This window comes from Pseudoalteromonas sp. Of11M-6 (assembly GCF_022347905.1).
Lineage (GTDB): Bacteria > Pseudomonadota > Gammaproteobacteria > Enterobacterales > Alteromonadaceae > Pseudoalteromonas.
Map to the genome: position 1 here is coordinate 24196 of NZ_JAKRFW010000029.1, position 12387 is coordinate 36582.

Consider the following 12387-nt stretch of genomic DNA (forward strand, 5'->3'; position numbering starts at 1 on the left):
TTATTTCCTTTTCTTATAAGGTGAAGAATATAAATATGATTTGATATTAAATTCAGATGTTGATGTGAGGGTTATTTTTATATAGTAACCAGTTTGTACTTTCAGGTTGAGCCAAGGAGTTAAGTTAGTGCTTAATTTTTTGTCTGTTATTTTTCTTAGTGCGCTCAAAAAGCTGTCATGTAGGTAATTTTCGTCAAGGTTTGTGATCCAAGGCAGTTCAATTTCAATTTTTTCTGACAACTCCGTTGAATAGGAAAGCCCAACTTGTATTTCATCTGATACATGAACAATAGCATTTAATAATTGTTCCAGTAGATATAAGTTTCCTTTCCAGTCTAGATCTTTGAGTAAACCGGGAAGTTTCAATGTTTCTAATTTAAAAACGAATTTAGCTCTAAATTCCTTTCGTCCAAATGTAAAGCTGAAGTGGTTTATCCTAGTATTCTCTAAACTAGGAAGTAACTCTTTTGTTTTATTTAAAAATTCAGGAGCTAAAAACTCAGATGCGTTAATTATAAATGCGCTTAATAGGCTGAAGTCAGAAAACTGACAATGTTGTGTACTTATACAAAATGTTGGAACTGTGCTATAACGACCATCTTCCCAGTCAAAGCTAAACCATATTAAGTTTACAGGTTTGTAAGTAGAAGAAAGCTTCCTCCTCTTTATAAACTTGTTTATTCTGTGGGCGTATTCATTTGGAAGTTTTTGGTTTATATAAGATAAAACGCTATCTAAATTATGAGGAGAGCAGTAATAGCATACTAGGAAATCAACTGCTTCTTCAAACTGATCAATTCTCTTTTCAAAACATATTGCATGTATATTTTCAGGAATGCTATTTACAATTGGCTGAAGCTTTTCCGTTATTGTGCGATTGAGATGTTGAACCTCACTATCAAGTGCAATGCTATAAAGCTCACTTTTACTATATTTCATGATGAATGCGGGTGAAATACCAATTTAACTTAATTTTTGGTCTATTTTTTGTTCTGTTTCTGATGTTAATAACATTAGAATTTTACAAAGTAAAACAACCAAATCGTTCCTGTACCGTTGACAGAATTTCACTACAAAAAAATACACGCTTGATTAAGCTAAAAATCACCCGCTGCTCCTATGTATTACCAAATTGTTTTGATAGTGTGTTGAACTTCAGGTCTTAGTTCTGCAGATAGTTGATCCCACAGATCATCTGTCAATCCAGTCTCTAAAGAAATTTCAGTAATAATGCGTTTTTGATCTGCTGTTAAATCAAACTCAGCCATCACTTCAGCCAAGTTATCGGTCGCTCGTTGTTTCAAAGCTTCATCGTTAGTTACATTATAGATGTAAGAGATTAAACCGGTTGGTAGTTTTGTATTATCACTCATTTTTCATTTCCTAATTTTCATAGTTTTGGAGGTATAAGGTTTTAGTGCTAGCCTTATCATTTAAGTATTCATTATAAGCATCATCTTTCATTGTGTTTTTATTAAATAGTAATACTTTATATAAAAAGTAATAATAAAAAGTTCGATGTGAACGATACCCAGCAAAGCTTGATATTTTTTCTTCGAATTCTTGTAAACTACCTATATCATCTAAATTTGCCAAGTAGTTGAGCATATTATTATAACCCAACCAACCAGCGTTATTAGAGTTTTTTGCAAGGCTTACCCCTGTTGATGAGTAATATTTTGCTTCATCTTGATATTTTTTAAAATTAATGGAATCGTTTTGTATTGAAGCATGTATTAGCTTAAACCACGCCCATATTCCATTTGTTGCTGAGCTAATATCATTTATATTTATATCTTTGGAAAGTTCAGCTAAATTATTCATAGCGCTTTGTGCCAAATCAACCTTACCAGTGAGCAACTGTGATAGAGCTTTAAAAGCAATACAAGTGAGTTCAGAACAAAAGCCGTAATTATCAGTTATGGCTTGAGAGCTATTATCGAAAAAGCCTTCTTTTGGTAACGTATCGACAAGCGCTATTACTTTGTCAAACTCCCCCAGTGAAAAGTAGGATTGCGATAAAAGCTCGAAGATCACTGGGTGTTGGTGAGGTGGATATTCGCTTTTGTTTTCGTGCAGCTGTAATCCTATATTATGAGCTTTTAAAATATCACCGGTAGCGTAGGCGTGCAGCCATTCGCCTCTCATCGTAATGAAGCGCTCTTTAGGGTCTAAAATTGTGGCGAGTTCACTGATATTTTGAAGCACGTGCTTTTTTGCCAACGTATCTAGCCAACCATTGTATGCAATCCTAGATGAGGCAAGTGCATTTTTAATCTTATGGAGTAAAGGCTGATTATCGATTAAACCATTTTGGAAGAAATTCAATGCCTCTGCATAGTAAATACTGGCCTCTGCGACAGAATAAATCGCAGCGGCGCTTTTTGCTGATGTTAGTAATAATTCAACAGCCGCATCATGCTCTCCCACTTTTGCTAAATGGTGGGTTGTAAGCAGTGGTTGCTTTTGGCTCATTCCTGTATTGTTGAGTACCTCAATTATACTCATGTGGTGTGCATGCGATTCATGCTTACCCATACTTTCATAGGCAGCATCACGTACCAAAGCGTGTTTAAATATATAGCTATCGTTATCAACACGACGTTGCTGCACAATAAGGTCGTTTGCTATCAACTCATTTAAGTCGTTTTGGATCTGGTTTTCGCTTAAAGAAGATGCCGCAACGAGTAAATCATATTCAAACTCTCGGCCAATTGTGGCTGCTAGTTGGGCTGTTTCTTTGGCGTGACTGAGGCTATCTAGTTTTTGTTGTAATGACTCTCTTAAACTCGTAGGTACATGGTCAAGTTTATCTGGTGCGAGGAAGTCAATCTCTCCGCCTTTATCTCCAACTAATGCCTTTTGTTTAAGCATGTTGACGAGTTCTTCAATAAATAGCGGGATCCCGTCGGTGCGGCTGGTAAGTAATTTGAGAACTTGCTCTGACACTCGGCGGCCATCAAACAAATTAATGATAAAATCTTCTGTGGCTTTTTCGGTTAGTTTTTTCAGACAAACATCCACTAAGGTGAGGTCTTTTAACTGAGTTGGTACCGCTTGTCTTGAAGTGCTTAGTAAAACATCACCTGAAGCGAGCGCACCGACAAAGTGATGTAAAAACTCTAAGGTGGTGCTATCTGCCCAGTGAATGTCCTCGATAATGTAAAGCTTAAACTTGCTGAGTCCATGGCGATTTGACAATAACAATGCACAAAGCCCTTTAAACAACACTTGCTTTTGCTCATCGGGAGAAAGTGTAGAAGGCGTGATTTCATCATCAAGTGAGATATTGAGCCAAACTAGCAACACAGGGATAGCTTGTGCTAAATCGAGCTTACTATCCATGTTGGATAATACATAACTAAAAACGGTATTGGCTGAATGAGCATCTAGCTGCTCGGTGTTAAATAGATACTTGACCAGCGTTAAAATTGGATACAAAGCATTATTTTGATGCTCTGGTAAACACTGGGCGACTAAATGTTGATATTGCGGTGCATTAGCACGAATTTCTTGCAGCAGCCGAGATTTACCTATGCCAGCCTCACCATGAATGTGAGCGATGCGGGTTGCACCTTCGACCTCGTTATTAATGAGTGAAAGTGTCTGTTCAAGCTCAAGGTGACGACCAACAAGTTCGTGATGGTTCTTTGTACCACGCATAAAGCCAAATGCTTCGATGCGACGTTCTCCTTGCAAGTTATAAACCGGCGTTAGTTCAAATAACGGGCCTATTTGTACTTGGCCGTACAGATTGAATTCAGAAAAAGCATCAAGGAGTGAGCGTGACTCTGCACTACATAAGACTTGGCGCTCGCCAGCTTCACGGGAGAGTGCTGCTGCAATATTCGCGTGATGTCCTTCAGGTACGGCATTAGCATAGGTAATAAATATCCCAGTGTGAATGCCTATATGGGCGTTAAGCGCGACTCTGTGAGCTTCTTGCATTAGCGCGTTACGCTTCGCAAGCTCGCTTATCATTTCAAGTGCGGTACGGGCAGATAATCGCGCATCATTATCGCTGCTAACGGGGTAGCCAAAATAAAACAAACTGGTATCGGCGAGATTACCCACATGATAAGCGCCGTAACGAGTCGCGATATCAATAAAGTGATTGCGTTGAGATTTATAAACCGTGTCTATGACATCGAAGTCTTTTTCATTGTTGTCGAGTGCTTTGACACTTAACCTTACCGCAAGAACGGTTAGCTGTTTGCGTTCGGTAAGCGCAGTATATTCTTGAATGGCGCGATGATTAGGATCGTCATCACGGATCATTACTGTGGTTTCGTCGTAACCATGCTGGGCTTTAACATCATTTAGCACACCAACAAGGTTCGATACGTTCATCCGAGCAAGTTCAGAAAATGCCTCGGTTGCAGTGATCACACGTTCCAACGCACTTTTATTGAGTACACGCCTAAGCAGTCCCGCAAGGGGGTGGCCAAGTAGGGCGCTTGGAATTGGAATGTGTACATCGCTTAATTGTTTGTGATAAATCGATGCGACGCTAGTGCCCGTTACCGCAGGCACGCCAGTTAAACATTCTAAGAATACTAGACCCCATACATAAAGATCTGATTTGGCAGAAGCTGGCTCGCCACGTAATTGTTCTGGTGCGCTGTAAGAAGGCGTGCCCAATGTTTCTTGCGTAAGCGTGATTGTTTCAAAGTCATGTTGGCGGCTTTCTTGCGCAAGTGTACCGATACCAAAATCAAGTATTTTGGCGTAAGTCTTAGCACCAGATTGGCTTAGCATAATATTGGTTGGTTTTATGTCTCTGTGAATAATGCCTTGTTGATGGGCATGAATAAGTGCATCTAGCACCTGCAACATGATGTCGGTTGCATACACAGAATCAATCGCGCCATTTTGACTTAGATAGTCCCTTAATGTTTGTCCTTCCACATACTCGAAGACTCCAAACATTAAATTTTCATTTAATTGTCCTTTATCTAATAATCGTACGATATTTGGGTGGTTTAATTGACTACAAAGTAAGGTTTCACGATTGAAACGTTCTGCATATCTTTGTTTTTTCGTCGCTTCTAGTTGTGGTTCTAACGCCAAAAATTTTAGTGCAACGATTTGCCCTGTGTTTATTTGGCGCGCCTTAAAAACTTTACCGAATCCACCTTCTCCAATTTTTTCAAGTAGTTGGTATTTGTCAGACTGGAATACATCGACAATATGGCTATCCGAAAACTGTGTCAGAGACATATGATTACTAATTCTTATTTTTTGTTAATGGTATAGGGTAATTGGAATGTAAATACTTGTCTAGCATGAGAATTTTAATTGTTTTTTAAAATTGGATAATTAACAGTCTGGGTTGACTGTGGGATTTTGTAAGTATTTGAAAATATTCTATTTTTATTTGGGTGAGTTTTTTGGAATATTGCTTGTAATGGAGTGTAATTCCTTCTGCTCGAAAAAGTTGGCATACTTTACCTATAAGAATAAAAAGGAAAAATGAATGAAACGCCGAACGTTTATGTTTGCTGGTGCAGCACTCACGGTTGCATCAGTCTTGCCTCCTGTTAGTTTTGCTAGACAAAGCTTCACTGCTTCTGGAGTATCAAAAGATACAACGGAAAGGCTTCCTGAAAATCTATTGAATGAACTAGGTATTCAAGTACCTATCAGGGATGTTCTAAGCCCTTCAGGGGAACGAGTTTCTTTTAAAAAAAGAGCCAATATAATTAGGCGTTACGGAGATTCTCTCTACGTTTACTTCGAACATGAGAGGGTGATCAGGGTTTTTGATACCCAGGGTAACCCTGCTTCCAATGAATTGCCTTTACCTAAATACATTAGCGATCTTAAAGATTTTGCTGTAGATCCGACACAACAACAGCTTTATTTATTGCAACCTGGAAAGCACCACATAGTGTTAGCCGACTTTAGCGGTGAAATAGTGGGCACTTTTGGTGAGTTCGGAATTGAGCAAGACTATCAACTTAATGGTCCAAAGAGCATCACCATTGGTAAGTCTAATCAGTTATTTGTTTTGAATTCTGGCAGTTCTAGTATCAAAGTTTTTGAAAGCAATGGAGTATTTTTAAAAAACTATACATTGAGTCAAAAGCAAAAACGCACAGTTACAAGTATCGATGGCGCTAATCAGATTATTATCAATGGTGGGAAGTTTTCAGATCGCCAATGGAAATTAGATCAAAATATTCGCAATTTTATCGAGGTGGACTAAGCTGAGTAAGGGCTTGATCGGATTTTACTTTTTTGCCACTTAAGCAGTTTGGAGCTTGAGTTACGTTAGGTTAGTTATCTGTGAACTTAAGGATGGTTATGCCATATAGTAAGGAACGGTTAGCTTATTTTAAGCTTCCAATTTTTCTTGAACATCAACAAGTACTCGACGAGCTTGGGACGCTGAATGAGCTGGCCTGGACTGACCATGTAAATAAAGCAAATTACGACGGCGGGTGGGACGTAGTTGCGTTGCGTTGTTTGTCAGAGCATTTATCTGCTCACCCGATCTTACAAAACTTTGCGATTGAGTCAGGCACTCACTGGCAAAACTTACCTATATTAGAAGAAAAGCCGCTACTTAAATCATTCGTTGATAATTTCCCCTGTGAAGTTCTCTCTGTAAGAATCATGCGATTGAAAGCAGGTGCTTTTATAAAACCTCACAGAGATGGCGGCCTTTGTATCGAAAATGGTGAAGCAAGACTTCATATACCTTTGGTCATCGACACTGCTCTTGAGTTTGTCGTTGATGGTATGCAAGTACCAATGAAAGAAGGAGAGGTGTGGTACATAAATGCGGACAAAATACACAGTGTCGCTAACCGAGGAAACCTTGATAGAGTCAATATCGTTATTGATTGCAAAGTAAATGATTGGTTATTAGATTGCCAGTCAGGGTCAATGGGCGTTCCTTGTGAAGAGTATACAAGCTAAAAAAATGCAGTGTGTTTCGTTAGCAAGCGATTTAAAAATAATAGGTTGAAGGATCTGTAATGACGTCTGGCAGCGTGTACCAAGTAAAAAAATTGCTAGAGCACTCTCAAGCTTTGCTCCTAAATGATATTGATGCTGGGTTAAATAGACCTCACGCATTATCTATGTCTGAGGCTCTAGCTGAACTAACAGGCGTATCCACTGACTTCGATATGAATGATTGGTCTGATATAAACACTGACAAAGGGGTCGCGATTTCACCTGTTCAGGCAGCTAAATGTTTACTAGAAACGCTACGTAGTCAGATATTTATGCAGGGCGTTGCGAGCGCGATACGAGACAAAATCAATCAGCAAGATAATATAAATATCCTCTACGCAGGGACCGGGCCATATGGTGTATTACTATTACCTTTTCTCGCGCTCCACAAAACGAGTCCAGTCTCAGTAACACTTTTAGATATTCATCCAGAAAATACGCAAGCAATACATGAGCTGGTAACTAAACTTGATATCGCTCATATGGTGAAACGTATAGTGCACGCAGATGCAACAACTTGGCTACCTGAAGAACCAATAGAGTTTGATCTCATTATTTCCGAGACCATGAATACCTTATTACGCAGAGAGCCTCAAGTATGGATTTTTAGTCACCTTCAACAGTTTTTAAAGCCAGATGGAGAGCTCATACCTCAAGAAATTGAGCTTACTGCTTGGCTATGCAATCCAAGTTCTCTGACGAAAAGTGAGCAAAGAGTCAACCCAGCTGAGCTTGGTTCGTTTTTCCGTCTCGATAAAAACACAGCAAGCGCACTCAATGAGAATAACCTAGATGTTTTATCTGGTTCGTTTGAGGTACCGGATTGCGGGAAAGTTTATCATACACTGGAATTGAAAACGGAAATCAAAGTCTATAGGGAGCATAGACTCACCGAAAACCAATGCAGCTTGAATTTACCAATTAAGTACCAAGATAAAAATCTAAAGGCCGGTGATCGGATTACTTTTGAGTATATTAACGATCCAATACCTGAGTTCATCTTTAGCTTCCCTGATGAAAGTTTACCAAATCTTCCCGCTTATCATGAGGTGGGTGAGTCTGGAATTTTCCAAATTAAACGTATCTTCGTTAAATGCCAATTAAATAAAGTAAATAAGCTTGATATTAACAACCATGAATGTGAGTGGTCTTTGGATACACAAATATGGGGTGAACTTGAGTTAAGTTTAGAATTGGTTTTAGAAGCCTTGTATCGGTTTAGGTTGTTTGAGGAATTTGAGTTTTGGCTGCTTGATAAAATTGGTAATCGACTTGATGATAAATTAGTTGGTGCTATTAATCGAAAAGTAGTTGGTTTTTATAGTTAAAATATAAAGGTAAGAGTGATGAAGTTTACGCCTCCAGATGGTTTATATGTTAGACCGTCAAAACCAGAAGATAAAGGCTTTCTGGAAAGCTTACACCATAGCACTCGGCAAGATTTGCAGTTGATTGATGGAGATAAGGATTTTATAGAGTCAATTATTGAAATGCAGTTTAAAGCGCAAAGTAATGGCTATGGAGATCAATTTCCAAACGCTATGTATTTCATTATTGAAAAACACCATGAGCGAATAGGCAAGGCGACAATTGACTTTGGTAATAATGAAGTGAGATTAATAGAAATTGCTTTAATACCTCAAGCTCGTGGATTAGGGCTCGGTGCAGCAGTTGTTCAATCTTTCCAGCAAGCTGCTGCTCAATCCGGCGTGCCGATGACTCTGTCGGTATTGCAAAATAATTACGATGCAAAGCGTTTATATCAAAAGCTAGGCTTTAAAATTGAATCAGTTAAGGCTCCTTATGAGTTACTAATTTGGTATCCGCCAGCGTTGAGGAATATAGTTTTAGGTTAATTTAAAAAGAGGGGTAATAAACGAAAGGTAATAAAGCGCCTCGCTTGATCATTGGTATTAATAACTGTTTTTTAGTTAACAAGAGCGAGTCTAACTTAATGAGCAAAGGAGCAAGTGTTGTGAAACTAACTAGTAGTTTATTTGAAGACTTAATCGGTCAGGATGTTGAAGTATTTACGGCCGATGGCAAGCATAAGCTAAACGAGTTGCAAGTTGATGCTATTGATGAGTGCAAGCTAAACAGTAATGAATTTGAAGGATTTTCTGTAACGTTAACCGCCAAATCAAATTTTCCGCTTACTGATGATACGTATACATTAAAGCATCAAAAGCTGGGTGAAATGCCACTGTTTTTATCTGCATACGAAAAAGACAAGTATCAAATAATTATCAGCATAAAAAAAGAAGCATAAAGGAGTTTAATGATGTCAGAACCCTATATTGGACAGGTTACCCTCTATGGCTACAATTGGGCACCTAAAAATTGGTCTTTATGTAATGGTCAGCTAATTCAAATTAGCCAAAATCCAGCGCTTTATTCTCTCACCGGCACCGCGTATGGTGGTGATGGTAGAACAACCTTTGGTTTACCAGACTTTCGTGGCAGAGTGCCGGTGGGGCTTGGTGACTTAGGAAACGCTAGTTACGATAGAGGCAATGCTGGTGGCGCTGAAAACGTAACGTTAACCTTAGCAAATATTGCACACACCCACGATGTGCAAGCAAGTACGAAAACGGCTAACTTTACGCTTGCTAACGTTCCGGGACCAAACCAAATGGCGACGCAGACGGCTCAGCCTATATATGCAGCAGCATCGAACTTGGTAAATACCTCAGACTCCACGGTATCAAGCATTGGTAGCGGTCAGAGCCACTATAATATGCAGCCCAGCTTATCCCTTAACTTTGCCATTGCACTCACTGGCATTTATCCGAGCCGAAACTAAGGAGGTCGTAAATGGAAGGTTTTATTGGACAGATAACGATGTTTGCCGGCAATTACTCGCCATTTAAATGGGCGTTTTGTTATGGGCAGATCACTGCAATTACAGGGAATGAAGCGTTATTCTCTTTGCTTGGGAATACTTATGGTGGAGATGGTAGAAGTAGTTTTGGGTTTCCTGATATGCGAGGTCGATTACCTATGGGGTTCGGCAGTGGTCCCGGATTAACGCCAACACTGATAGGAACAATGAAAGGGGTAGAAACGGTCACCTTAAATATCAGTCAAATACCATCGCATAGCCATAATTTTCAGGTAAGTAACAACACCGCGACGGGTACAAGCCCTGGTGGGCAAGTGTTGGGTAAAGCTGATATGTACTGTGAACCAGCAACGGCCCAGCATGGTGATGGTCCTTCAGCTATGTATGACGGCATCATTGCCTCCAAGGGAAGCAATCAGGCTCATGAAAACAAAATGCCTAGCCTTGGGGTTAATTTTATCATATGCCTAAATGGCATATATCCACCTAGAAATTAAGGAGAAGAATAATGGCTGATTGTTTTTTAGGTGAAGTTCGAATGTTTGTCTGCAATTTTACACCTGAGTGGTGGACCAGTTGTGGAGGACAGCTACTACCTATATCGCAAAATTCAGCACTTTTTGCGGTAATAGGCTGTAACTTTGGTGGTGATTGTCGCACCACGATGGGGGTGCCAAATTTACAATGTAGAGTTCCGATGGGGACGGGGACAGGTCCTGGCTTGACACCAAATTGGTTAACCGAAAAGCAAGGCGAAAATGAAGTTGTGCTATATGAGTCAAACTTACCTGCTCATACCCATACTTTTTATGGTACGACTTCATTAGCCGGAACGGTTAATACGGGGCAGGGGAATCTACTCGCTCAGTCTACAGGCTTTACTGCTTATGATAATGAACCTAATGCGCAAAATCAGATAGAGATGGATTATGCTGCGCTTGGTACTAATGGCATGGCAAATGCTGGGCATGAAAACCGCCAACCATTTTTGGCGATTCAGTTTGCATTGGCACTAGATGGCACATTTCCACCAAGGAACTAGCTTAGTAAGGCGCAAAGTATTGGTAAGAGATTGGTTTGGTGCTGGTCCTTACTAATACTTATATTTTACGGCGGTAATTGAGTGTTATTATAGCTTTTAAATTAGTAAGTTACTTTGGTGTTTGTAAGAGTGGTAACCAATGTGTAAAAAAGAGGTTTGTCAGCTTTTTTATCTAACAAGATTAAAGCTGGTGTTGTGCTTTATATTTGTTGTTTTATCTATTGGTACGACGAATGCACAGGGAATTGAGTTTGTTAATTTTGGCAACAAGATAAAGCTTGAACAGAGAAGCGCTGAACCTAAGAGTGTGTATAAGTTTGCTAATTCAGAACAATTGGTAGAGCTGAATAACAGAATAATCATAAAAATAAAGGCTGGGATGGGCGGTGACGCTGCAAACGCCTTAAAACAAAAAATAGAGGTGGGTCAGTTAGCCACCTTTGGGCCATTTGCAGAGCACGAGTTTATGGTGGTATCGCTAAAGGACGCGTCCGCAAAGCGCTTAACTGCTGCACTAGCGATTGCCAGTGGTTTGGAGGGGGTAATATATGCCCAACCAGATATTTTACAAATAAAAAGTAAGCTCGAAGTTGAAAATCATAACGCGTCTCAATGGTTAACAAAAACCTTGTCGAAATCAGGTTCTATGAAAGGCTTACCTTTTCGTTTATTTCAGTTAGAGAAATGGCAAAAACAGCTACAACAATTGACTCAAGGTGAGGGAGTAAAAATAGTTGTTATCGATGATGGCTTTGATTTAAAACATGAGGCCTTAAGTAAAACTAAGGTATTACTCACCTACGATATTGAAAGAAGAGTCAAGGACGTACAGCCGCAAAGCCGCTTTGATAAACATGGTACTAAGGTAGTCGGAGTGATCTTTGCCAGAGCAAATGACGCTTTGCCAGCTGAAATATCGGGCCTTGCAATCGACGCAGGGCTTATTGCAATAAGGCAAACAAAAAGCTGGACAAGCCATACATTGGAGTCGTTACATATTGCGCAACTGGCGCAAGCCGATGTTGTTAATATGAGTTGGCAAACGCAGTTGCTACTAGAACCAATAAAAGATGCCATTGATGGCTTAGCACAAACCGGCCGAGGCGGTAAAGGTGCGCTGGTAGTTATAGCCGCCGGAAACAGCGGAAACATGATTAAAGCAAATAGCACAGAGGCGAGTATTGCGTCTGCGGTGGTGGTGGGCGCAATGAATAGTGGTGGTATGCCGGCAAGCTTCAGTAACTTTGGTAAATCGGTAAGTGCTTGGATGCCAGGTTACAGCGCCAAGGTAACTGCGAAAAATAATGCATACAGTGGTTTTGGTGGTACTTCTTACGCAGCGGCATATTGCACGGGCATGATTGCACTGCTGTTGGCCGCGGAACCTGAATTACCGGCAACTAAAGTCAAGCAAAAGTTGGCTCAAGTGTCTGGTTTAAAGCTGGACAACCAGAGTAAGCAAAGTAATTAAACGGCTGTGTTAGCTACTGATAACACAACAAGTTGGATAAAGGTCGTTCCTACCTTGGAAGTGAGCTTC

Annotated in this window: 12 protein-coding genes; 9 read left to right on the forward strand and 3 right to left on the reverse strand. The window is 39.9% G+C overall.

Annotated elements, in window-relative coordinates:
- From MHN32_RS14470 to MHN32_RS14480, 3 genes are all read right to left on the reverse strand, one after another.
- Positions 1 to 939: a hypothetical protein gene (locus MHN32_RS14470; RefSeq protein WP_239422188.1), complete on the reverse strand. Its 939-nt coding sequence runs from the start codon at positions 937 to 939 to the stop codon at positions 1 to 3.
- Between the two features lie 185 nt (positions 940 to 1124).
- Positions 1125 to 1373 (reverse strand): hypothetical protein, encoded by a 249-nt coding sequence (locus MHN32_RS14475; protein WP_010605248.1) that lies wholly within the window; start codon positions 1371 to 1373, stop codon positions 1125 to 1127.
- Between the two features lie 10 nt (positions 1374 to 1383).
- Positions 1384 to 5220 (reverse strand): TOMM system kinase/cyclase fusion protein, encoded by a 3837-nt coding sequence (locus tag MHN32_RS14480; protein WP_239422189.1) that lies wholly within the window; start codon positions 5218 to 5220, stop codon positions 1384 to 1386.
- A gap of 256 nt (positions 5221 to 5476) precedes the next feature.
- On the opposite strand from MHN32_RS14480, the gene MHN32_RS14485 reads away from it, so the two are divergent.
- The 9 genes from MHN32_RS14485 (at position 5477) to MHN32_RS14525 (ending at position 12318) form a co-directional block, all read left to right on the forward strand.
- Positions 5477 to 6208: a hypothetical protein gene (locus MHN32_RS14485; RefSeq protein ID WP_211865754.1), complete on the forward strand. Its 732-nt coding sequence runs from the start codon at positions 5477 to 5479 to the stop codon at positions 6206 to 6208.
- Positions 6209 to 6306: 98 nt separating this feature from the next.
- Positions 6307 to 6924 (forward strand): aspartyl/asparaginyl beta-hydroxylase domain-containing protein, encoded by a 618-nt coding sequence (locus MHN32_RS14490; protein ID WP_010377783.1) that lies wholly within the window; start codon positions 6307 to 6309, stop codon positions 6922 to 6924.
- Positions 6925 to 6983: 59 nt separating this feature from the next.
- Positions 6984 to 8291: a class I SAM-dependent methyltransferase gene (locus MHN32_RS14495; protein WP_239422190.1), complete on the forward strand. Its 1308-nt coding sequence runs from the start codon at positions 6984 to 6986 to the stop codon at positions 8289 to 8291.
- Positions 8292 to 8309: 18 nt separating this feature from the next.
- The gene (locus MHN32_RS14500) at positions 8310 to 8819 is read left to right on the forward strand and encodes a GNAT family N-acetyltransferase (RefSeq protein WP_010605252.1); all 510 of its coding nucleotides are present in this window, start codon (positions 8310 to 8312) and stop codon (positions 8817 to 8819) included.
- Positions 8820 to 8938: 119 nt separating this feature from the next.
- A complete protein-coding gene (locus MHN32_RS14505) occupies positions 8939 to 9232 on the forward strand; it encodes a hypothetical protein (protein ID WP_223192109.1) in 294 nt (97 codons plus the stop codon).
- Between the two features lie 9 nt (positions 9233 to 9241).
- Positions 9242 to 9766, forward strand: a complete 525-nt coding sequence (locus tag MHN32_RS14510) for a tail fiber protein (RefSeq protein WP_239422191.1) — start codon at positions 9242 to 9244, stop codon at positions 9764 to 9766.
- Positions 9767 to 9777: 11 nt separating this feature from the next.
- A complete protein-coding gene (locus MHN32_RS14515; protein ID WP_239422192.1) occupies positions 9778 to 10302 on the forward strand; it encodes a tail fiber protein in 525 nt (174 codons plus the stop codon).
- 11 nt (positions 10303 to 10313) lie between these two features.
- Complete coding sequence (locus tag MHN32_RS14520; protein WP_239422193.1) at positions 10314 to 10847, forward strand: tail fiber protein; 534 nt, start codon at positions 10314 to 10316, stop codon at positions 10845 to 10847.
- 139 nt (positions 10848 to 10986) lie between these two features.
- Positions 10987 to 12318, forward strand: a complete 1332-nt coding sequence (locus MHN32_RS14525) for a S8 family serine peptidase (protein ID WP_239422194.1) — start codon at positions 10987 to 10989, stop codon at positions 12316 to 12318.
- Positions 12319 to 12387 lie beyond the last annotated feature (69 nt).